11 protein-coding genes are annotated in these 23,099 nt (G+C 63.0%); 6 read left to right on the top strand and 5 right to left on the bottom strand.

Going from position 1 to position 23,099, the window contains the following annotated elements; all coding sequences use genetic code 11:
• The 3 genes from FHK92_RS21705 to FHK92_RS21695 form a co-directional block, all read right to left on the bottom strand.
• Positions 1–531 carry an A24 family peptidase gene (locus tag FHK92_RS21705; RefSeq protein ID WP_181289891.1) on the bottom strand — a complete coding sequence of 177 codons (531 nt, stop codon included), beginning with the start codon at positions 529–531 and terminating at the stop codon, positions 1–3.
• A 22-nt stretch (positions 532–553) separates the two neighbouring features.
• Positions 554–748 carry a Flp family type IVb pilin gene (locus FHK92_RS21700; RefSeq protein ID WP_181289889.1) on the bottom strand — a complete coding sequence of 65 codons (195 nt, stop codon included), beginning with the start codon at positions 746–748 and terminating at the stop codon, positions 554–556.
• A 129-nt stretch (positions 749–877) separates the two neighbouring features.
• Positions 878–1,072, bottom strand: a complete 195-nt coding sequence (locus tag FHK92_RS21695; protein WP_181289887.1) for a Flp family type IVb pilin — start codon at positions 1,070–1,072, stop codon at positions 878–880.
• A 300-nt stretch (positions 1,073–1,372) separates the two neighbouring features.
• On the opposite strand from FHK92_RS21695, the gene FHK92_RS21690 reads away from it, so the two are divergent.
• Entirely contained in the window at positions 1,373–2,242 is an 870-nt protein-coding gene (locus tag FHK92_RS21690) for a response regulator transcription factor (protein WP_181289885.1), read from the top strand.
• Between the two features lie 103 nt (positions 2,243–2,345).
• Here the strand turns inward: FHK92_RS21690 and FHK92_RS21685 are convergent, their stop codons facing one another.
• Positions 2,346–3,746 (bottom strand): diaminobutyrate--2-oxoglutarate transaminase, encoded by a 1,401-nt coding sequence (locus FHK92_RS21685; RefSeq protein ID WP_181289883.1) that lies wholly within the window; start codon positions 3,744–3,746, stop codon positions 2,346–2,348.
• 24 nt (positions 3,747–3,770) lie between these two features.
• Positions 3,771–3,986 (bottom strand): MbtH family protein, encoded by a 216-nt coding sequence (locus tag FHK92_RS21680; protein ID WP_181289882.1) that lies wholly within the window; start codon positions 3,984–3,986, stop codon positions 3,771–3,773.
• Between the two features lie 201 nt (positions 3,987–4,187).
• On the opposite strand from FHK92_RS21680, the gene FHK92_RS21675 reads away from it, so the two are divergent.
• From FHK92_RS21675 to FHK92_RS21655, 5 genes are read left to right on the top strand one after another with little or no spacing between them, the layout of a single operon-like run.
• Entirely contained in the window at positions 4,188–5,174 is a 987-nt protein-coding gene (locus FHK92_RS21675) for a TauD/TfdA family dioxygenase (protein ID WP_181289880.1), read from the top strand.
• Between the two features lies 1 nt (position 5,175).
• The gene (locus tag FHK92_RS21670; protein ID WP_181289878.1) at positions 5,176–14,109 is read left to right on the top strand and encodes a non-ribosomal peptide synthetase; all 8,934 of its coding nucleotides are present in this window, start codon (positions 5,176–5,178) and stop codon (positions 14,107–14,109) included.
• Between the two features lie 8 nt (positions 14,110–14,117).
• Positions 14,118–17,234, top strand: a complete 3,117-nt coding sequence (locus FHK92_RS21665; RefSeq protein ID WP_181289876.1) for a non-ribosomal peptide synthetase — start codon at positions 14,118–14,120, stop codon at positions 17,232–17,234.
• Positions 17,235–17,257: 23 nt separating this feature from the next.
• Positions 17,258–22,024, top strand: a complete 4,767-nt coding sequence (locus FHK92_RS21660) for a non-ribosomal peptide synthetase (RefSeq protein ID WP_181289874.1) — start codon at positions 17,258–17,260, stop codon at positions 22,022–22,024.
• A gap of 3 nt (positions 22,025–22,027) precedes the next feature.
• On the top strand, positions 22,028–23,080 hold the full coding sequence (locus FHK92_RS21655) for a TauD/TfdA family dioxygenase (protein WP_181289872.1): 1,053 nt from the start codon (positions 22,028–22,030) through the stop codon (positions 23,078–23,080).
• Positions 23,081–23,099 lie beyond the last annotated feature (19 nt).

The raw sequence follows: 23,099 nt of genomic DNA, 5'->3' as shown, positions 1-23,099 counted from the left end.
CTAGACTCCCCAGCCACCGGCAACCAACTGCCAGTAAACGCTGTTCAAAGTGCCGATCAGGATCGCAATCGAGTAAGGAAAGGGTTTGCCGGCCACTTCATCCGACGCCGGTGCCAGATAAGCCTGGGCCCGGACGCTCAACCAGTAGCGCTGCAAGGTCTGGAGCAACTGGCCGCGGGCCAGGACAATCAGGAAACCGCACACGCCGCCAGCGATCAGGCTGAACAGCGCCGCCCACAGTGCGAAATGAAAGGGCAGGAAACTGCCGACCATTGTCATCAGCTTGACGTCACCAGCGGCCATGCCACCGAGGGCATACATGGGCAGGAACAGCGCGAAACAGATCAGCATGCCCAACAGGCCGTCGCCCAGCCCGCCGATCCCGCCGATATAAGCCTGGCTGGCCAATCCCAGGGCCAGGCCCAACAGGACCAGCGTGTTGGGGATGCGGTGGCGACGCAGGTCGCTCACCACCGCCACACCCAGCAGTCCTAGCAACAGTACCGTCGACATCAGCAATTCCATGGACATGATGCGTCTCCCTAAGGGGTGGTTAAGTGCAAGCAGCACCTTTGACCGCGGCACAGAGCGCGGTAATTCGAGCGTTCACCTCACCGCCCAATAGAACGAACATCGCGGCAACCGCCACCGTTACCAGTCCCCCGGCCACGGCGTATTCCACAATGGTCAGGCCGTCTTCATCATTTAAGAACTTGGCTATCGAAGTTCTGAATGTTTGAAGTTTCATCTTCTTTACCTCACTTCAGCGGTAGCAAAATTGGCAACAAAGAACAGGCAAAGCCCACTAAGCGGATACTGCGCAGCTTTATCGAACAAAGCTGAAATCGACGCCTCGATGGGCTTCATCCCACTCGCGTTATGTGCAGGCAGCGCCCTTGACGGCGGCGCACAGTGCGGTAATCCGGGTGTTCACGGCGCCGCCCAGCAAAACGAACATCGCGGCCACGGCCACGGTGATCAACCCGCCGGCAACGGCGTATTCCACAATGGTCAGGCCGTCTTCATCTTTGGCGAACTTCAGTACCGAAGCCTTGATAGTTTGAAGAGTCATTTCGCACACCTCATCGGGGTTGTTTTCAAAGAGGCAGTACATTTCGAACTGCCTGATGCAACCCTAGTCAGGAGGCCGGTAGTGTCGTTAGGAGGATTTTGCACATCGCTAGGATTTTTTTGCGCCGACAGCGAAATAGTCCAGGCTGCCAATATTTCCAGGTTTTTGACCGCTGAAACGGCGCCCACAGAGACTCGGAGCTAAAGAATGAGCGGCTTATAAAAATTAATTCGGCAAACTGATAGCACATTGGCAATACTGCTAGCTAACGGGCAGGAAGAACCACCGAGTAGTCGTCCTATGGCGTCGAATCTGACTGGCAAGCCAAAGCTGTTATGGTTTGATCTGACTCACGATCGTTCCACCCAGGAACTCATCAGCCAGTTCGAGCAAGCGTGCGACTGCATTGTGGCGAAAAACGCCTTGCTGCCCACTGGCGTGCAGGCCGACATGATCTGCATCCATTTCGATCGCCCGGATACGCAGGGCTTGAGGCGGCTGCTGGACATCAAGCGCACGGTCCCGGCCATCCCCATCACCATGTTCACGGTGCAACACTCCGAGGAACTCGCCGTCTGGGCCATGCGTTCAAGCGTCTGGGAATACATGGTGCTTCCCCTGGCAACCACCGAGCGCAAGCGTTACCTGACCGCGGTGACGCAGCTGTGCGAGTTGCGCCGTCAGGCTGGCGGGCGAGGCTCGACCTCGCAGATTGATCACTCTCCGACCCTGCCGGACAGCATCCGCCTGACCTCAGGGCACCAGAAACACCAGGCCCTCAGCCACATCATGCTGTACATCGACCAGCATTTTCGCGACAGCATCGACCAGCGCGACCTGGCCAAGCGTTGCGGCATGACCACGTTTCGCTTCAGCCGGGTGTTCAAGGAGGCCAACGGGCTGGGCTTTACCGACTACGTGCTGAACAAGCGCATGTCCTTTGCCAAGGAACTGCTCGATAACAGCCAGATGCCCATCACCAGCATCGGCTACGAGGCCGGCTTCAAGGACCCTTCTTATTTCGCCCGCGCCTTCAAGCAGTACGCCAATTGCACGCCCAGCGAGTACCGGCTTGCGTATCAGGTGCGCTGCGCCAGCCCCGCACCGCCACCGCCCGACGAGGAGGCCCTGGAGGCCCTCGAAAACCTGGTACACAGTCTCGAGGGATGACACGAGTGTCAGGCATGCTTGCAGGCAGGATCGCCGGCGCCAATGCGCGACACCTGATTTGACCGACCACCTTCTGTCTACGGGTGCCAGCCAAACCAGGTCGTCAGGCTACCGCACGATCCAGCGCAATCCGGAACTTCTCCATCAGCAGATCAATTTCGGCTGCCTGGATCGTCAGCGGCGGCAAGAACCGTACGACAGCCCCGTGGCGCCCGCCCAACTCAAGAATGACGCCCTCCTTCAGGCATTGCTGTTGGATGGCTTTTGCCAAGGCGCCATCGGCCGGTGGCACCCGTGCACCTTCGGCTGCCGTCGAGACGATCTCGACCCCGACCATCAAGCCGCGCCCACGCACCTGGCCGATGCTCGGATAGTCGCGTTGCAGTTGTCGAAGTTGAGTCATCAAGCGCTCCCCCATGGCCTCGGCATGGGTAACCAGGCCTTGCTCCTGGATATAGCGCAGTGTTGCCGTGCCCGCGGCCATGGCCATCTGGTTGCCACGGAACGTGCCGGCGTGGGCACCCGGCTTCCAGAGGTCCAGGGCTTCGCGGTAGACCATCACCGACAGCGGAAGACCACCGCCGATCGCTTTCGATAAAACCAGGATGTCGGGTTCGATCCCGGCGTGCTCGAAGGCAAACATGCGGCCGGTACGACCCAGTCCGGACTGGACCTCATCGACAATCAACGCGACGCCATGCTGGCGGGTCAGCTCACGCAACCCCTGAAGCCAGCGGGCCGGAGCGGGAATCACGCCACCTTCCCCTTGCACCACCTCCACCACGACCGCGGCGGGTGGAAGGACACCCGATTCGGGGTCCGTCAGCAGCTGTTCAATGTAGCTCAGACCCGCATCGATACCCGCCTCGCCGCCGATACCGAACGGGCAGCGGTAATCATAGGGATAGGGCAATACCTGCACGTCGGCCATCAGCGAACCGGGCAATTGCTTGGGCCCAAGATTACCCATCAGGCTCAACGCGCCCTGGGTCATGCCGTGGTAACCGCCGGAGAAGCAGAAGATGCCTTTGCGGCCCGTCGCGATCTTCGCCAGCTTCAGGGCGGCTTCAATCCCGTCGGCCCCCGTCGGCCCGCAGAACTGAATCCGTGCCTGGGCCGCGAATGACGGCGGCAACGCCGCGAACAACGCCTCGACGAACGCATCCTTGACGGGCGTGGTGAGGTCAAGCGTATGCAAGGGCAAGCCGGAATCGAGCGTCGCCCGCATCGCATCGATGGTCACCGGATGGTTGTGACCGAGCGCCAGCGTCCCCGCCCCGGCCAGACAATCCATGAATACCTGGCCGCGCGTGTCCAGCACATAGAGCCCGTGGGCTTCCTTGAGCGCCAGCGGGATGCGTCTTGGATAAGAGCGGGCATTGGATTCGCGAGCGCACTGGCGCTCGAGCAACTCGTCCGGCTTGAACTCACGCGGCGGCTGCCTGCGGAAATGATCGAGGGTAAAAATCGGGCCGGATTCGGGCCGGTGGTGGAGGCTTTCCATGCGAATGTCCTTATAGGCAGCCGTTCAATGCTGGGGGGTGGTATGCAGGGCCGTACGCAAACTGAGCGGGCGCATGTCCGTCCAGTGCTCTTCGATCCACGCCAGGCATTGGGCCTTGTTGCCTTGCTGGCCGGCGGCGCGCCAGCCTTCGGGCAACGCCTTGTAATCCGGCCAGATCGAATACTGCTCCTCGTGATTGACCACCACGATGAAACCGCTTTCAGCGTTGTCCCAACTCATTTTCTATTCCTTTGTACGAGCGTTATCCAATGGAGCCTGAGCACTGCGAGAGACGATGATTCTGGCAGCGAAAAATTAATAATGCGAATGTTAATAAATATTATTAACAACTACCACAGGTATCAGATAGTATTTCTCGCCTCAAGAAACGCACTACAAAGTGGCGTTTTGACACATGACGTACTAAGAAGGAGCAAGCGCATGGGACGGGAAGTCGAGCACGCAACAGGGTTATCCGTGCGCCCACTTCTGATGCAGGAAACATTGCCACTGCTGGTGGAACCGCTCGATCGCACACGTCAAGACTTGAGCGAGCTGCACAGGCTGGTCGACGACCAACTGCACGAGACGGGAGCACTACTGCTACGCGGGTTCGACGTTCTGGGGGAGCACGCTTTTCAAGCGCTGGTACGCGGTTTCGGCCATGAGCTGCTCAATTACGAGTTCGGCTCGACACCGCGCAAAGCCATCGAGCAAGGCGTCTACACGTCCACTGAGTACCCCGCCCATCAAACCATTCCCCTGCACAACGAACAGTCCTACACCCTGCAATGGCCCATGAAGATCTGGTTCCATTGTGTCCAGCCCAGCGCCGAGGGTGGCGAAACGCCTATCGCCGACAGCCGGCGAATTTTCCAACAGCTCGATCCCGCCTTGCGCCAGCGCTTCACTGATAAACGCCTGATGTACGTGCGCAATTATGGCAACGGCCTGGATTTGTCCTGGGAGCAGGCCTTCAACACCGAGGACCGCGCCGTGGCAGAAGCCTACTGCCGAGCCAACAGCATTGCGTTCGAATGGAAAGAGGACGGCGAGCTGCGCACCCGCCAGGTATGCCAGGCCGTTGCCCGTCATCCGAAAACCCAGGCTTGGGTCTGGTTCAACCAGGCGCATTTATTCCACGTCTCCAACCTTGCCCCGGCGATTCGTGAAAGCCTCATGGCGGTAGTCGACGATGATCCTCTCGATTTGCCCCGCAATGTCTATTACGGCGACGGGAGCGAACTGGAAGAAAGCGCGCTGGACGAGATCCGCGGGGTGCTGGCCGAAAACAGCGTTTGTTTCCCTTGGGAAAAAGGCGACGTGCTGATGCTCGACAACATGCTGGTGGCCCATGGTCGCGCCAGTTTCAAAGGGCCCCGGCAAGTGATCGTCGCCATGGCCGAACCCGCCCAGGAGCAAAACTGACATGACGTCCTCCCTCCTGCATTTGGCCAGCCCCGGCCAGCAAGCGCTGTGGCAATTTCACCAGCTCAACCCCGGCAGCCATGCCTACAACATGGTTGCCGCGCGCGAGCTGCGAGCCGACCTGGACGCCGATGCACTGTGCGCGGCCTTCGCGCGCGTGGTCGAACACTGCGAAACGCTGCATTGCGGCTATCGGGAAGTGGAGGGGCAATTGTGGATGGCGCGCCCGGAACAGTTCCGCGCCAACGCCACCTGGGAGTGCCTCGATGACCTCGACGCGGCGGGGGTCAAGGCGTGGATCGAGCATCATGCCGATGAGCCATTCGACCTCGCTTCGGCCAACGTCTGTCGTTTGCGGCTACTGCGCAATCAAGGTCGACTTTATCTGTGCATGGCGGCGCACCATATCAGCGGCGATTTCCTGACCGTCGAATGGATGCTCAAGCTGACCTTCGCCGCTTACCACGCCCACCTCACGGGCGAACCGCTGGACCTGCCAGCACCGGGCCTGTACTTCGAATGGCTGGAGGACAACCGTGAACTGCTCGAAGAGAGCAAGCTCGCCTCCCTGGCCAGCTACTGGCAGGCGAAACTCAGCGGAGCCCCTGCGGCGCTGGAGTTGACACCGGACCACCCTCGCCCGCGCAACCCTGACTACGAGGGCGACGAATTCGAATTACTGCTCAGCGAATCCCAGAGCAACAAACTGCGCGCGATGGCCGACACTCATCAGGTCAGCCTGTTCGTGCTGCTGGCCGGGCTGTTCCAAGTGTTCATGCACCGCTGCAGCGATCAGGACGACTTCCTGATCGGCACGCCGACCATGGATCGGCACAAAGCCAAATACAAGAACCTGATGGGCTTTACGCTCAACAGCCTGCCGCTGCGCGCCCGTTTCGAGCACAACCCGACCCTGGACGACTGTTTGCGCGACGTCGCGCAACAAATGCGCGAGGGCCTGCGTCATCGCCGCTACCCATCGACGCGCATGCAGGAAGATGTCGGCAACGGTCCATTGTTCCGCTGCATGCTGACCTATATGCCCAGCCGTCGCGACGAGCAATTGGGCGAGTACAGCGTGCAAGAGCACCTGTTCACCCAACGCGGCGCGGCCAACGACCTCAACCTGCGTTGGCAAGATGACGGCGTGCAATTGCTGGCGCAATGGCGCTATCGCACCGACCTGTTCGATGCACGACGAATCGCCAGCCTGGCCGAGCACTTTGCCTGGTTTGCCAATCAGGCCGCGCAGATGCCTGGGGCACGGGTCAGCGACCTGCCGGCCTGCCCACCTTCAGCAGCGTCAAGCAGCCACGGCTTGGATAGCCAGCCTGCCTTTGCAACCGCTGTCGAAGCCTTCGATCATCAAGTCCGCACGCACCGAGACAGAACCGCCCTCAGCGACGCCGACGGCTCGCTCACCTACGCCCAACTGGACCAGGCGGCTGAAGCATTGGCCCAGCAGTTGCAAAATGCCGGCGCCGGCCCGGGCCAGATCGTTGCGTTGGTCCTGCCCCGGGGCCGCACGCTGATGACAGCCATGCTCGCCAGCTGGAAACTCGGCTCGGCCTACCTGTGCCTGGACCCAGCCTTGCCGCAGTCGCGACGCCAGCAGTTGCTCGATGGCAGCGCCGCCAGCGTATGGATCGGCCCCGATCAAACCCTGCACAGCCTGACCCATGGCACGACCACCGCACCAACGGCTGCCGTGCTTGCACACGCTCAGCAACTGGCCTATCTCATTTACACCTCTGGTTCCACGGGCACGCCCAAAGCGGTGCGCGTGACCCAGGGCAACCTGATCCACTACGTCGACGGGGTGATGCGCAGCCTGGCGCTCAGCGAGGACGCGAGCCTGACGGCCTTGGCCAGCGTGGCGGCGGACCTGGGCTACACCGCCTGGTTTGGCGCGCTGTTGACCGGCCGCACCCTGCGCCTGATCGATGAACAACTGGCCGCCGATCCCGAGGAGTTGGCGCGAAGCCTGGCCGCCGCGCCAGTCGATTGCCTGAAGATCGTGCCGTCGCACCTCAACGCCCTCCTCGCGGTCGCCTCCCCAGAGCGGCTGCTCCCGCGCCAGTGCCTGGTGCTGGGCGGTGAAGGCCTGGACCTGACGCTGGTGAAGCGTTTGCAGGCAATCTCGCCGGGCTGCCGGATCATTAACCACTATGGCCCCACGGAAACCACCGTCGGTTGCCTGACCCAACCCGTGACCGGGTCCGACGAGACCTTTTCAGGTTTCGCACCGATTGGCGCGCCCCTGGCCAACGTCAACATCCACGTGCTCGATCGTCATCTGGACCCGATGCCGCTGGGCAGCGCCGGCGAGCTCTATATCGGTGGCCCTGGCGTCGCCGATGGCTACCTCGGCCAGCCGGGCCAGACGGCCCAGCGGTTCATTCCGAACCCGTTCAGCGGCGTGGGCCAACGCCTGTATCGCACCGGTGACCGCGCCCGACTGCTGCCTTGCGGCGCAATAGAGTTCCTGGGTCGAATCGATGACCAGGTGAAAATCCGTGGCTTCCGCGTCGAACCAGGGGAAATCGAAGCTTGCATCAGGGCCTGTCACGGCGTGCGCGAGGCCGTGGTGGTGGCTCGGACGCTGGGCGACCACGATGCCGTAAAACTGATCGCCTACCTGGTGCCGGACGCCGGCCTGGATCGCGCACAGCTGCGCGAGCAACTGGCGACGCAATTGCCCGAGCCGATGCTGCCGAGCCTGTATGTCGAATTGACCGAACTGCCACGCCTGGCAAATGGCAAGGTCGATCGACACAGCCTGCCCGCCCCGACAGACGACCCGCGCCAAGACACGCTTGGTGCCGGCCCTCGCGATCCGGTGGAAGCGCTGTTGCTGGACCTGTGGTGCGAGGTCCTCGGCAGACCGTCGCTTTCGATCCATGACGACTTCTTTGCCCTGGGAGGGGACTCGATCCTCGCCCTGCAACTGATCGCCAGCGCACGCAAGGCAAAGCTCAAGTTCACGCCGAAACATTTCTTCGCCCATCCCACCATCGCACGGCTGGCTGCCACGCTGGATTCGCCGCTCAAGCAGCTGGAAGCACAACTGCTTAGCCTATGGGCCGAGGTGCTGCAACGCACTGAGCTGGGCCGGCAGGATGATTTCTTCGCGGTTGGCGGGGATTCGATCATCGCCCTGCAGTTGATTGCAAAAGCCCGCAAGCAAGGCTTGCGATTCAGCCCGAAGGAGCTTTTCGCCCACCCGCGCATCGAAGCGTTGGCGAGCCTGCTCAGTCATCGCGAACCGCCAAAGGCCGAGGCAGCGCCTCAAGCTTCGGCGAATCCTGCACCGCCAGCGTTCGCCCTCAGTCCGGACGAACGCAAAGCGGTCGAGGAGTTGGCCGGGACCGAACTGGAAGATGCCTATCCGCTGTCGCCACTGCAAAAAGGGTTGTTGTTTCATAGTCTGCTGGAAAATGGCAACGGCGTTTATGTCAACCAGCTGCAAGCCGAGTTGCAAGGCCCACTGGACCCGGCACGATACCTGTCGGCCTGGCGCGACACCTTCGCCGCGCACCCTCTGATGCGTACCGGCATCCTCTGGCAAGGCCTGGAGGAACCGTTGCAAGGGGTGTATCGCGACCTGCAACTGCCCGTACGGCAGCTGGATTGGAGCGCACTCGATGAAGACCAGCGCCAGCAGGCCATGGCCGATTACTGCGTGGCCGACCGTGCCCTGGGCTTCGATCCGCAGCGCCCTCCTTTGCAACGCATCGCCCTGATTCGTCTCGACGAGCAACGGACCTGGCTGGTGTGGAGTCGCCATCACCTGATCGCCGACGGCTGGAGTTCGGTGATGTTGATGGAAGAAATTCTCGCCCGGTACAACGGCCTGGCGATCAACAGTCGTCCCCCCTATCGCGCCTACATCGACTGGCTCGCCGCGCAACCGGACACCCAGAGCCAGGCCTACTGGCAGCAGCGCCTGGCGGGTTTCGAAGGGGCCGGTTCCCTGCCCGTCCTCGCGCCTACAGAAAGCGCGGCGGCCGAACACTACTACACCCGCAGCCTGCAACTGGACGAAACGCAGACCACCCGCCTGAACGCGCTGGGGAAACACGCCCGGGTCACGCTCAATACCCTGATACAAGCAGCCTGGGGCCTGTTGCTGGCGCGCCACAACAACCAACCGGATGTCATGTTCGGCGTGACCAGCAGCGGGCGACCAGGCGACCTGCCGGATGCCGGTCAGATGCTCGGCGTGTTCATCAACACGCTGCCGCTGCGTTTGCAGGTGGACTCGGGGCTCACCTTGGGCGAGTACCTGCACCAAGTGCAGACGACCAGTGTCGCCATGCGCGAGCATGAACAAACGCCACTGGCCGAAATCCTCCAGCAACACCCGCGGGGCGCAGCGCTGTTCGACACCCTGTTGGTGTTCCAGAACCTGCCGGCCCTGGGCGAACGGCAACTGCAATCGGGCGAATTGACGCTCAAGGTCATGGATAACCTCGAACAGACCAGCTACGGCCTCACGGTCGAAGCCTTGCCAGGACGTCGCCTGGAGATGCTTTTCAGTGCCGACGCCCGACGCCTGCCTGTGGAATCACTGCAAGCGCTGGTCAATGACCTGCACCGACTGCTGCTGGCGATGGATACCGCGCCGGATACCCGCCTCGAACAGCTGTCGATCCTGACCGCCGACGAACGTGTCCGCCTGCTTGGCTGGGGCACCCATCGTGCCGACTACAGCCTCGAAGGCAGTTGGGAGCAGCGTGTAGCCCAGCGGGTTGCCGCGCATCCCGAACGATTGGTCGCGCGGTGTGCCGACCAGTCGTTGACCTATGCGCAACTCTGGCAACGTTCGCAAATCATGGCCTGCGGCCTCCAGGCATTGGGCGCGCAACCCGACCAACCGATCGCGTTGCTCGCCGACCGGGGCCTGGACTGGTTGTGCCTGATGGTCGCAACCCTGCGTGCGGGCTCTGGCTGGCTGGCATTGGAGCCCACCCAACCGCCGGCGCGCTGGCAGCAGGTGCTGGCGCGGCTCGAACAGCCAATGGTGATCTGCTCGCCCGAATACGCAGAACGCCTGGCTTCGGTCTACCAGGGCAAATACGCCCTGCCGAACGACCTGGTGGAAATGAGCACGCTTGGACGCCTGCCACCACAACCCGCACGCCAGGATCAATTGGCCTACGTGCTGTTCACCTCGGGTTCCACCGGCCAGCCCAAGGGCGTGATGGTCACCCGCGCCGGCATGCTCAACAACATGCTGGCCAAGCTGGAGCCGTTGGGCCTGAACCAGAACGATGTCATTGCCCAGACCGCGCCGGCCTGTTTTGACATTTCCGTCTGGCAAGCCCTCACCGCGCCGCTGTTCGGCGCTTGCGTGGAAATTATCGGCGACAACGTCGTGCGTGATCCCCAGGCTTTGCTTCAAGTTTTGCGCACGCGCCATGTCAGCCTGTTCGAGCCGGTACCGGCGTTGTTGCAGGCGATGCTGGAAAGCCAGGCCGACCAGCCAATGCCATTGCCAAACCTGCGCTGGGTGTTGCCCACCGGCGAAGCCTTGCCCGTGGCAACCGCCCAACAGTGGTTCAGGCATTACCCGCACATTCCGTTGATGAACGCCTATGGCCCAGCCGAGTGTTCGGATGACGTCGCTTTCCAGCCATTGCGCAACGCGCCCGACCAAGGCACCAGCGTGGCGATCGGCCGGCCCACCGCAAATGCCGAACTCTATGTCCTGGGCCACGATCTTCAACCGGTGCCCAAGGGCGTGGTCGGCGAATTGGCCATCGGCGGAATCGGCGTCAGTCGCGGTTATCTCGCGGACCCATCGCGCACCGCCGCAAGCTTCATCCCCAACCCCTTCGGCGCGGCCGGCACTCGTCTTTACCTCAGCGGCGACCTGGCGCGCTGGGATGAGGACGGCGTGTTGCAGTATTTCGGGCGCAAGGACTTCCAGCTCAAGTTGCGGGGCTTCCGAATCGAACCGGGCGAAATCGAAGCGCATCTGGAGCGTCATCCGGACATCCTTCGCGCCATGGTCAGCCTGCGCAAACTGGGCAGCAGCGACATGCTGGTGGGCTACTGGCAGGGTCGTCAGGGGCACGCGCTCACTGACGCCGCGCTGGCCCGGTTTGTCCGCGACGGTCTTCCCGCCTACATGGTGCCCTCGTTGTGGGTGCAGATGGACAACTGGCCACAGAACGCCAACGGCAAAGTCGATCGCAAGGCCCTCCCAGCGCCCACGCTGGACAGCGTCGAAGTCGACCCACCGAGCAGCGCCAACGAGCAATTGCTGGCCGAGCTCTGGGCAACGCTGCTGCCGCCCCAGCCGTTGGGACGCAACAGTCATTTCTTCGAAGCCGGTGGACACTCGCTCCTGGCCACTCGCCTGATCGCTCGCATTCGCCAACGCTGCGGCCTGGAACTGGCGCTGCGCAGCGTGTTCGACGCGCCACTGCTGTGGCAACAGGCGCAGTGCCTGGACATCCTGTCGACTCAACCCGCCAACGCCGCCGTCCTGCCAGTGTTGCGCCCCATCGACCGCCATGCGCACATGCCGCTGTCCCTGAGCCAACACCGCCTGTGGATGATCGATCGCCTGCATGGGCCATCCGCAGCCTATAACATGGCCGCCACCCTGCGCCTGCACGGTTCCCTGGACGTCAATGTCCTTCGCGCGACATTCAACGCCTTGCTGGATCGTCATGAGGTCCTGCGGACCGCCTATTCGGACATCGACGGCGAACCGGTATCCTCGATCGCGACGCACCTGGAAATGGACCTGCCTGTGCGCGACGTCTCGCAACTGGATGCCGGGCAGCGCCAGGCCGTGGCCGACCAGGAAAGCCTGGACAACCTGCGGCGCCCCTTCAATCTCGCACAAGCACCGCTGATCCGGGCGCGGCTGCTCAAGCTCGACGAGCATGAACATCTGCTGTTCCTCGGCTTGCATCATATGGTCGCCGACGGTTGGTCGGTCGGCGTGCTGATCAACGAACTCAGCGAAATCTATACCGCGCTCCATGCCGGCAAGGTTGCGCAGCTGCCACCTTTGCCGGTGCAGTACGCCGACTATGCGCATTGGCAACGTGAGTGCCTGCAGGGCCCACGTCTCGATAAAGCCGTGACCTTCTGGCAGGAACATTTGCGCGGTGCGCCGCAGGTCCTGGCGCTGCCGACCGACTGGCCGCGCCCGGCCCAGGCCGATGCGCGAGGCGCCGCCAAGGCCTTGGAAATCCCGGCGCCATTGCTGGCGCGCCTCGAAGCGCTGGCCCTCGCCGAAGGGGTCACGCTGTACATGGTGCTGCTCAGCACGTTCGAGATGCTGCTGCATCAGCTGACCGGCACCGACGAGCTGTTGCTGGGCACCGATGTCGCCGGGCGCGACAACGCCAGCCTCGAAGGCCTGATCGGGTTCTTCGTCAACGTCCTGCCACTGCGCTCGCGGCGAGCGGGTGACGAACGCTTCAGTGATTTCCTCGCCCGTACCCGCGATACCTGCCTGCAAGCCTTCGAGCACCAGGCGCTGCCGTTCGACCGTATCGTGGAAGCCTTGCAGGTCCCCCGCGAACGCAGCCGCAACCCCTTGGTACAAGCCTTGTTCGTCTTGCAGAACACCCCTCAAGCCGAGTTTGCCCTCCCGGGCCTGGAAGCCCACCTGCTGCCTGCGGCGGAACGCACCAGCAAATTCGACATGGCCTTGTTCCTCGAACGCCAGGGCGATGTCATGCGCGGCGACTGGGTGTATGCCCGTGCGTTGTTCAAGGGCGAACGCATCGAGGCCCTGATCCAGGCCTGGCTGGGCCTGCTGCAGCAAGTCGTCGAGCAGCCCTGCGCCGCCCTGGCTCATTTCACCATCCCGTTGCCCCCTGTGGAGTCATCCGCCTTGGCTAATTCGCCTTCGCCATCGAGCAAACTCGACAAGCTGAAAAAAATGCCGGCCCGCGCCGCAGCGCCCAAGCCGCTGATCCGCACTGCCCCGCTGCTGCCGGGACGGGAGTTCCCGTTGATGATCGAACCCTGCGTCCCGGACCTGGATCCAGTGGGATGGGCACAAAGCTCGCGGGACCTGATCGATACCCTGTTGTGCCAGCACGCCGGCCTGCTGTTCCGCGGTTTCGCCCTGGACGACGCCAAGGCCTTCGAAGCCTTCGCCGAAGCCATCCACCCCGGCCTGTTCGGCGGCTACGGCGACCTGCCCAAGAAAGAAGGCGGACGCAATATCTACCGTTCCACGCCTTATCCCGAGCGGGAAATGATCCTGTTCCACAACGAGAGTTCGCACCTGCCCCGGTCTCCGCGCAAGCAATGGTTTTTCTGCGAGCTGCCTTCGCCTGTGGGCGGTGCGACGCCCATCGTCGATTGCCGCGAACTGTACCGCCGCCTGCCGCCAGCCTTGGCCGCAAGGTTCGAAAGCAAAGGGTTGCTCTACGTACGCACGTTCACCGAGCGCCTCGACGTCAACTGGCGGGAATTCTTCAAGACCGACGATCGCGACGAGGTCGAGGCCCGGTGCCGGGCCAGCGGTACCGAGTTCCACTGGTTGGCCAATGACGAGTTGCAGACCCGCACGCGCTGCCCGGCGGTGATTCGTCATCCATTGAGCGGCGAGCGCAGCTTCTTCAACCAGATTCAACTGCACCACACGTTCTGCCTGGACCCGCAGGTACGCGAGGACCTGCTGCGGATGGTCGGTCAGGAACGTATGCCGCGCCAGGTGTTTTTCGGTGATGGCAGCCCCATCGACTCAGAAACGATGGCACTGGTAGGTCGCCTCTACGAAGAATGCGCGGTGCGTTTCGACTGGCAACAGGGCGACGTGATCATGCTCGATAACTTGCTGGCCGCGCATGCGCGGGACCCCTTCGAAGGCCCACGGAAAATTGTCGTGGCCATGGGGGACCTGCATGAGCCGGCTCACCTGGCCGATTACCAAAACGCAATGGAACTGCAGGATTGAACCCTGACATGAGCAATGATTTCGCAACGAACCACGATCTGCCTTTGAGCGCCGAGCAGTCCATCGCCTTGCAAAGCGCCCGTCCGCCAGCGCGTCTGGGCATGATCCTGGAAGGTCCGCTACACCCGGGGCAACTGCACGAAGCGTTACTGCAAGTGATCGACCGCCATGCCAGCCTGCGGACTGCGCTACGCCCCTCGAACCTGTATCGAAGCCTGCGCCAGCACGTCATGCCGGCGACAGTGCAATGGCATGTGCTGGACGCCGCGCTGTCCGACGCCGAGCAGCAACGGCAGAGCGCTGCACTGTTTGACGCGCCGTTTGCCATTGAGAGCGGTTGCCTGGTTCGCGCGATCCTGCGTCAGCTGGCACCGACCCAATGGCGTCTCGACCTGCTGGTCGCTGCCTGCGCCGGCGACCGGCTCAGCCTGCAAAATCTCTTCGGTGAACTGACGCAATTCTATGCCCATCCCGGCGCGGTGCTGGAGGAAGCGTTCCAGTACTCGCAGTACGTCGAATGGCGCAACGATCTCGATGCCGATGACGAAGCCGTCGACGGTCGCGCCTATTGGGCCGCGCTGGCGCTTGCGGACATGCCGTCGTTGCAGCTGGGATCGCATCGCGAACCGCAGGCCGAGGATGCTGCATCGTCGGTCGATCAACGCTTGCCCGCCGAATTGCACCAGGTGCTACGGCAACTCGCCGACCGATGCGAGCAACCGCTGGGGACAATCCTCCAGGCGGCATGGTGGTTGCTGCTGGCGCGTGTGGGCGGGCACGGCGTATATGCCGGCGGCTGGCAACAGGACTGCCGTTTCGACTACGAGACCCTGGCCAACGGGATCGGCGTCTACGAAAAAGTCCTGCCCCTGGTGCTCGAACCCGACCTGAACGGCACGTTCGGGCAGTGGCTGCAAAGCGTGGCCAGTCAGCTCGACGCCCACGCTCAGCAACAGGAATACTGGAACGTCGCCGACTCCACGCATACCCGTCATCGCAAAATCGGTTTCAACCTGGCGAGCCACTGCCCGGACATCGACCGCGCAGGCCTGCGCTGGCGCGTCGATACACTGCCCGGTGTCGACCCGGGTTTCGAGCTGGCGCTGCAAGTCATCCTCGATGAGCACTCGCCGAGCCTCACAGTCAGTGTCCAGGCGCCCGGCTCGCATTACGACGAAGCAACGCTGCGGTGCTTGCTGGAACAATATGCCTGCCTGCTGCAAAGCCTGTCCGAGGGGCTGGATAACCGCGCCATGGTCGAGCTGGCGCTGAGCAACGCCGGGCACCGGGCCCGCCAATTCCAGCTGTGCGGCCCTAGCCGGGACTTCGGTTCCCGCACGCTACCCCAGCGGTTGCAGCATTGGGCGCACACCACGCCGGACGCGCCGGCCTTGCAGGTCGATGTCCAGACCTTGAACTATCGCCAGTTGCACGAACAGGTCGAGCAACTGGCCGGGGCCCTGCGCGCGCGAGGTATTGGCCGCGAATCAAAGGTGGCCCTGCTGCTGCCACGCTCGGCAAATCTGCTGCTGGGCCTGCTCGCGGTGATGCGAGCCGGTGCCGCCTACATCCCCCTGGACCCCTCCTGGCCGGACGCCCGCCTGGAAAAAATACTCGGCGATGCGCAGCCGCAACTGCTCATCGGCTCTGCCCGGGGCGTGAGCCTTTGCGAACTGCGGGACTCGGCGATTGCCGAGGCACCTGCAGTGCAAACTATTGCGCTCAACGATGCGGCTTATCTGCTCTACACCTCGGGCACCAGCGGCGAACCCAAGGGCGTGGTTATCGAACACGGGCAATTGCTCAACTACACGGCGGCGATCAGCGAAGCGCTGGACCTGGCTGATTGCAATCGCTTCGCGCTGATCTCCTCGGTGGCTGCGGACCTGGGCAACACCACGCTATTCGGTGCCCTGTGGAACGGCGCCTGCATGGTCCTGGCCAGTGACGAAGCCAGCCGCGATGCCAGCGCATTCGCACGTTTTGTGCGCGATCAGCGCATCGACTGCTTGAAGATCGTTCCGTCGCATCTGGCGGCCTTGCTCGAAGACCAGGCCAGCGTCTTGCCGGATGTCGTGATTCTCGGCGGCGAACCGTGCCCGGGGGCATTGCGCCAACGCATCCAGGAAGTGGCCCCCCAGAGTCGGGTACACAATCACTACGGCCCGACCGAAACCACGGTCGGCGTGCTGTTCAGTCTCAGCCAGGCCTTCGAAAGCAGCGCGCCGCTGGCCCTGGAACAGGCCTTGGCGAACACCTGCGCCTACGTCCTCGAACGAACCCCGGCAGGCCTGCAACCCGCGCCGCTGGGTGCCCTGGGTGAGGTCTACCTGGGAGGCGCGCAAGTCAGCCGCGGTTACCTGAACCGAGCGTCGGATGCGTTTATCGAAGATCCGTTCAAGCCGGGTCAGCGCCTGTATCGCACCGGAGACCTGGCACGGCTGGCGCCCGATGGCCGCTTGCATCTGGCGGGACGCAGCGACCAACAGATCAAGATTCGCGGCTTCCGCGTCGAGCCGGGTGAGTTGGAGGCGGCACTCCTGAAGCTGGCCGGCGTCAGCCAGGCGGTGGTGCATTTCACCGGCGGCAAGCTGCTGGCCTACACGGTCAGCAGCCGAGAAAGCAATGACTTGCTCGCCGAGCTGCGTACGTCGCTGCCGGACTACCTGACCCCTTCGCAGTTGCTGCGGGTGCAGACATTGCCGCGCCTGGCCAACGGCAAGATCGACTACGCCGCGCTGCCCAGTCCCGAGAGCCTGACGGAGCATCGTGCCGCGCTGGCACCAAGGGATGCCCTCGAAGCCCTGCTGGCTGATCTATACCAGGAGCTGCTGGAGCGCGACAGCCTGAGCATCAGCGACAGCCTGTTCGACCTCGGCGGCCACTCGCTGATGGTCATCAAACTCTGCACACGCCTGCGCAGCCTGCTGCAACTGGAAGTGCCGCCGGGGTTGGTGTTCGACAACCCGAGCATCGCGACCTTGGCGCAGGCATTGCGCGCCCAGGAAAGCCAGCCGGGCCGCCTGCTGAAAATCGCCGAACTGCGCCGCGCGCTGGCTGCGATGTCGCCCGAGGAGCGCGCCGCTTTACAGGCGCGCGCCAAATCCTCCAGCCCTTCTGTCTGATGCCCCAAGGACGCGATCACGTTATGGAAATCAATCCGCATCAACTGGCAGAACGCATCGCCAGGCTCACGCCGCAAAAACGCGAAGCCTTCGCCGCCGCCCTGGCGGCGCAAGGCATCGCACTCAGCCGCCTGCCGATCGTGCCGTCGCCGGACGAAGGGCCGCGCCCGCTGTCCTGGGCTCAGCAGCGCCTGTGGTTCCTCCACCGGCTCGACCCCGACAGCAGCGCCTACAACATGCCCGCCGCCTTGCGCTTGCGGGGCACGCTCGATATGGATGCCCTGCAATACAGCTTCGATCAGCTGGTGGCGCGGCATGGAATCCTGCGCAGCACTTTCCACGAAGCCGAGGGCAAGGCGCATCAGGTCGTTCATCCGCAGCGGCCACTGGTGGTGGCGCTAATCGATCTTTCGAACGAGCACGGCAGCGACGGCACGTCACGCCTGCAACAGCTGATCGACAGCGAAACCAACCGCCCCTTCGACCTGCAACAGGCCGCCCTGCGCTGCCTGCTGGTAAAGCTCAGCGACGATGAACACGTGCTGGTGCTGACCGCCCAGCACATCGTCGCGGACGGCTGGTCGCTGGGTGTCCTGGTCAAGGAACTGACCGCGTTCTACAGCGCCGCGCTGCAAGGCGTCGAAGCACAACTGCCTGTATTGCCCGTGCAATATTGCGACTACGCGTCCTGGCAACAGACGTGCCTGAGCGACAGTGCCTTGGCACCGGAACTGAACTATTGGCGCGAGCGCCTGGCGGGGGAGCAACCCTTCCTGGAATTACCGACCGACCATCCCCGGGGAAAACAGTCGAGCGGTCGTGGCGCCCGCCATTACCTTGGCGTCGATCCAGCATTGACCGAAGGCCTTCGACAACTGGCCAAGGCGCGTGGCACGACCTTGTTCACGGTGCTGCTGAGCGCTTTCAATGTCCTGCTGTATCGCCTCAGCGGCCAGACCGACCTGCGTGTCGGGGTCCCCGTGGCCAACCGCACGCGCATGGAAACCGAAGGCCTGATCGGTTGCTTCATCAACACCTTGGTCATGCGTTGCGAACTCAACGGGCGGCGCACCTTCAACGAGGTGATGGATGACGTCAACGATGCTCGGCGCAGTGCCCTGGAGTATCAACAGCTGCCCTTCGAGCGCTTGGTCCAGGCCCTCGAACCCGAACGTCACCTTTCCCACTCGCCGTTGTTCCAGGTGATGTTCAACCTGCTCGATGATCACGCACCGCGCCGCCTGGAACTGCCGGGGCTGGAGATCGAGGAAATCGAGCGCCAGCAGATCACCGCGCAACTGGACCTGACACTCAACGTGTCGGAGCGCAGCGACCGGCTCGAAGTGTGTTTCACCTACAACGCCGATCTGTTCGAACACGACAGCATCGTCAACCACGGCCGCGCCTACAACACCCTCCTGCAGGGCCTGGTGGACAGTCCGGACTGCAAGATCTGCCAACTGCCAATTCGCGATGCCCAGGCCGAACAACAATTGTTGGCCCAGTGCCAGGCCTCATTGCCACTTTCGCCATTGCCCGAGCTGGTCCACCTGCGCCTGGCGGCGCAAGCGGCAAGCACCCCGGACAGCCTGGCGCTGATCCACGATGACCTGGCCTGGAGCTACGCTGAACTGCAAGGTCGGGTCAACCGTATCGCCCAGCACCTGCTGGCGCTCGATCTGCCACCGCAAGCACGCATTGGCTTGTGCATGCCCCGTGGGCTGGACATCGTCGCGGCAGTGTTCGGCGTGTTGCAGGCAGGACTCACCTTCGTGCCGCTGGATCCGCAGTTCCCGGCGGAACGCCTGAGCCACATGATCGATGACGCCGACATCCGCCTGGTGTTGGTCGACGCTTCCACAGCGCCGGTGGTCGAGCCTTATCGACGGCCGTGCATGGACGTCTGCGCGCTCGCGCCAATGCGCGACGATCAACCCGCCATGGCGGAGCGCTCCGTGCACCGGGAACAACTGGCGTATGTCATCTATACCTCCGGTTCCACCGGCAAACCCAAGGGTGTCGCCGTCACGCATCGTTCGCTCGCCGGTTACACCGAAGTCGCGCGCGACTATTACGGCGTCAGTGCCGAAGATCGGGTGTTGCAGTTTTCCACGTTCAATTTCGATGGCTTCGTCGATCAGCTGTTTCCCCCACTGGTGTGCGGGGCGAGCCTGGTCGTACGGGGCCCCGAGCTGTGGGACAGCCGTGAATTCCATGCCCGGCTGTATCGCCATGGCATCACCGTCGCGGCCTGCCTGACCACCGCCTATTGGTATCAGCTGGCCCAGGACTTTGCCCTGGATCCGGCCGATGCCTACGGTGCCCTGCGCCTGGTCAGCGTCGGCGGCGAAGCCATGCCGCCCGAAGGGCTCAACGCCTGGCGCAAGGCTGGGCTGAGTCATGTCCGGCTGCTGAACATCTACGGCCCTACCGAGATCACCGTCGTATCGAGTATCCAGGACTGCACGCTGCTGCTGGCCGATGAACAATTGCCGCTGCAGATGCCCATCGGCGAACCGTTGCGCGGCCGCGCCTACTACCTGCTCGACCGCGATGACAACCTTGCGCCGGTCGGTGTGCCCGGTGAGCTGTGCATCGGCGGTTCACTCTTGTCCCGGGGTTATCACGACGTCCCCGGGCTGACCGCCGAACGCTTCTGTCCCGACCCGTTTGGCCCACCCGGCAGTCGCCTGTACCGCACCGGCGACCGGGTACGACGCCTGCCCAACGGCCGCTACGAATACCTCGGGCGCATCGACCAACAGGTCAAGCTGCGCGGCTTCCGGATCGAGCTGGGCGAGATCGAATCGCACTTGCAGAGCCATCCAGCCGTTCGCCAGGCCGTCGTGATCGTACGGGAGGACCGGCCGGGCGACCGGCGCCTGGTCGCCTACGTGGTTTACCAGGCAGAACCCCTGGCGCTGGCGGCCTTGCGCGAACACATCGCCGGGCAGTTGCCGGACTACATGGTGCCCTCCGCCTTTGTCGCACTGGAGCAGATACCGCTGACGCCCGGCGGCAAGCTCAACAGGAACGCTCTGCCGGCTCCCGATTATTCGCTGCAAGCGACCCAGGTCCGGGAACCGCAAACCCCGCAGGAACGGCAACTGCTGCTGCTCTGGCAGGAGGTGCTCGGGTTGGAATCCATCGACCTGCACGACAATTTTTTTGCCCTGGGTGGGCACTCGTTGCTGGCCGCCCAACTGATCACCCGCATCCGCCTGGTGCTTGGCGTCGAATTGCCCCTGCGGGCACTTTTCGAAGCACCGACCATCGCCCAGTTGGCGTCGGTGCTGTCCAAGGCGCAGGCCAGTAGCGAGCCCCCCATCGGACCCGCTCCCGTCCCGCCCGATGGCCGCCGGTTGCTGTCCCACGCCCAGCAAGGGATGTGGTTGGTGCAGGCCATGCAACCCGAGAGCGCGGCGTATCACATTCCCAGCGCGGCGCGCCTGCGCGGCCCTTTGGAAGTCAACGCGTTGCACCAGGCCTTCAGGCAACTGGTACAACGTCATGAAGCATTGCGCAGCAGTTTCCATGAGCAGGACGCGGAGCTTTTCGTACAGGTCCAGGCGGACGTCGACCTGCCGATGCCTTTGCATGACCTCAGCCACCTGCCTGTCGAAACGGCTGAAAACGCGGCTCGACGATTGCTCATCGAGCTGGCGACACGTCCTATCGATCTGCGCCAGGCGCCCTTGCTGCGCTTGCACCTGATCAAGCTGCGGGACGACGAACATCTGCTGTTGCTGGTGCTGCACCACATCATCTCCGACGGTTGGTCCATGGGCCTGCTGGTCAGCGAATTGACTCACTTCTATCGTAGCGCCCTGAGCGGTGACAACCCGACGCTGGCGCCATTGCCCATCCAGTATTGCGACTACGCTGCCTGGCAACAGCGGTACCTGGACGAGCCGATGCTCGAGCGTCAGCTGGGCTATTGGAAGCAGGCGCTTGGCGAGCCCCAGCCGCCGCTGGACCTGCTCGGCGATAGACCGCGCCCGGCGGCCATGAGCGGCAGAGGTGCGCGATGGTCGTTCCAGATAGGCGAACACACCACCCAAGCCTTGAAACAGCTTTGCCAGGCCAACGGGGCGACCTTGTTCATGGGCTTGCTGGGGGCCTTGCAGGTTTGCCTGTATGCCCAGAGCGGTCGCCAGCATCCGGTGATCGGCACTGACGTGGCCAACCGCAACCGGGCAGAAACCGAAGGACTCATCGGCTTCTTCATCAATCAGTTGGCCCTTCGCGGCGACCTGACCGGCAACCCGACGTTCAGCCAGTTGATCCAGCGTCTGCGCCCGCAGGTACTGGACGCGTTCAAGCATCAGGAATTGCCTTTCAACAAACTGGTGGAAGCCCTCAATCCACCGCGCAGCCTCGCCTACAACCCGCTGTTCCAGGTCAAGCTGGTGCTGCAGAACCAACCGTCCAGCGCCTTGCAGATGCCTGGGCTGGAAGTGCTGCCCGAGCGCATCGAACACGGTCAATCACAGCTGGACCTGCACCTCACGGTGGAGGAAGACCAGGGCGCGCTGGCCTGCACCCTCAAATACAGCACCGACCTGTTCGACGCGACAACGGCCGAGGCCTTCGCCGATGCCTTCAGCACGTTGCTGGAGCAGGTCGCCACGAACCCCGAGCGACTGACCGACGATCTCGCCCAGGACCTGAAACGGCAGACCCACGACCAACGCATGAAGCACCTGAACGCACGCAACGAGCAGAGCCTGGCACGGTTGGGCAGCGCACGTCGGCGTACTCGATTCACTACTGACTCTATGGAGGGATAAGACATGAATGGTCCCGCGACACCTACCCTGGGCGGCATGCGCCGCAAGCCGATTCGCCTGGATGAAGACGCCCTGGTCACCTTCAAGCCGCTCAACGACGGCCAGAACTACACGTTGCTGTGCGAACCCGCCGGCCCAGGTGTCAGCCTCATCGCCTGGGCGCAGCGGCAGCGCGAACTGATCGAGCGCAAGCTCCTGGAACACGGGGCGTTGCTGTTTCGTAACTTCCAGGTCGACAACGCCACCGCCTTCGATCAATGCATCAGCTCATTGTCGGGGGGCGCGCTGGAGTACAAGTTCAGGGCCTCGCCGAGAACCCAGGTCGACCCGCGCCTGAACATCTATACGTCGACCGACTACCCGCAGGACCAGCGCATTTTTCCCCACAACGAACACTCTTATTCACCGGTGTTCCCGCTGAAGATTTTCCTGTGGTGCGACGTCGCGCCCCAATGGCGCGGAGAAACGCCCATCGGCGATACCCGCGCCATCACCCGCGCCATCGATCCCGAGGTACGTGAACGCTTCGCGCGCCTGGGCATCATGTACGTGCGCAACTACGGCGATGGCTTTGGCCTGCCTTGGCAGACTGTGTTCCAGACCGAAGACCGGGCGCAGGTCGACGCCTATTGCGCCGGTGTCGGCATACAGACCGAATGGAAAGAGAACAATCGCCTGCGCACGCGCCAGGTAGGCCCTGCACTGGTCCGCCACCCGCGTACCGACGAAATCCTCTGGTTCAACCACGCCACGTTCTTTCATGTGAGCACGCTGCCGGCCAGCGTACGTGAAGCCCTGCAGGCCGACTTCGCCGACGACGATCTGCCGCAAAACACGTTTTATGGCGACGGCAGCCCTATCGAGCCGCAGGTGCTCGAGCACCTGCGAGCCGTGTATCTGCGAAACATGATCGAGTTCAGTTGGCAACGCGGCGATGTGTTGTTGCTCGACAACATGCTCTCGGTGCATGCGCGCAACGAATACAACGGCCCCAGGCGCATCCTGGTTTCCATGGCTGAAGCACTGAACAGCACAGACGTGGCGCTGAAATCCTGAACCGCCCCACACGCCTGAC

The sequence above is a fragment of the Pseudomonas brassicacearum subsp. neoaurantiaca genome, from assembly GCF_013608025.1.
Classification (GTDB): domain Bacteria; phylum Pseudomonadota; class Gammaproteobacteria; order Pseudomonadales; family Pseudomonadaceae; genus Aquipseudomonas.
Note: the sequence above shows the minus strand (reverse complement) of the source record. Positions and strands in the feature narration are given on the sequence as shown.

Excerpts from the sequence above, each read along its gene's own strand:
- FHK92_RS21680 (WP_181289882.1), bottom strand. The coding sequence starts at position 3,986 with ATGAGTTGGGACAACGCTGAAAGCGGTTTCATCGTGGTGGTCAATCAC.
- FHK92_RS21675 (WP_181289880.1), top strand. The coding sequence starts at position 4,188 with ATGGGACGGGAAGTCGAGCACGCAACAGGGTTATCCGTGCGCCCACTT.
- FHK92_RS21655 (WP_181289872.1), top strand. The coding sequence starts at position 22,028 with ATGAATGGTCCCGCGACACCTACCCTGGGCGGCATGCGCCGCAAGCCG.
- FHK92_RS21660 (WP_181289874.1), top strand. The coding sequence starts at position 17,258 with ATGGAAATCAATCCGCATCAACTGGCAGAACGCATCGCCAGGCTCACG.
- FHK92_RS21670 (WP_181289878.1), top strand. The coding sequence starts at position 5,176 with ATGACGTCCTCCCTCCTGCATTTGGCCAGCCCCGGCCAGCAAGCGCTG.
- FHK92_RS21700 (WP_181289889.1), bottom strand. The coding sequence starts at position 748 with ATGAAACTTCAAACATTCAGAACTTCGATAGCCAAGTTCTTAAATGAT.
- FHK92_RS21685 (WP_181289883.1), bottom strand. The coding sequence starts at position 3,746 with ATGGAAAGCCTCCACCACCGGCCCGAATCCGGCCCGATTTTTACCCTC.
- FHK92_RS21690 (WP_181289885.1), top strand. The coding sequence starts at position 1,373 with ATGGCGTCGAATCTGACTGGCAAGCCAAAGCTGTTATGGTTTGATCTG.
- FHK92_RS21695 (WP_181289887.1), bottom strand. The coding sequence starts at position 1,072 with ATGACTCTTCAAACTATCAAGGCTTCGGTACTGAAGTTCGCCAAAGAT.
- FHK92_RS21665 (WP_181289876.1), top strand. The coding sequence starts at position 14,118 with ATGAGCAATGATTTCGCAACGAACCACGATCTGCCTTTGAGCGCCGAG.
- FHK92_RS21705 (WP_181289891.1), bottom strand. The coding sequence starts at position 531 with ATGTCCATGGAATTGCTGATGTCGACGGTACTGTTGCTAGGACTGCTG.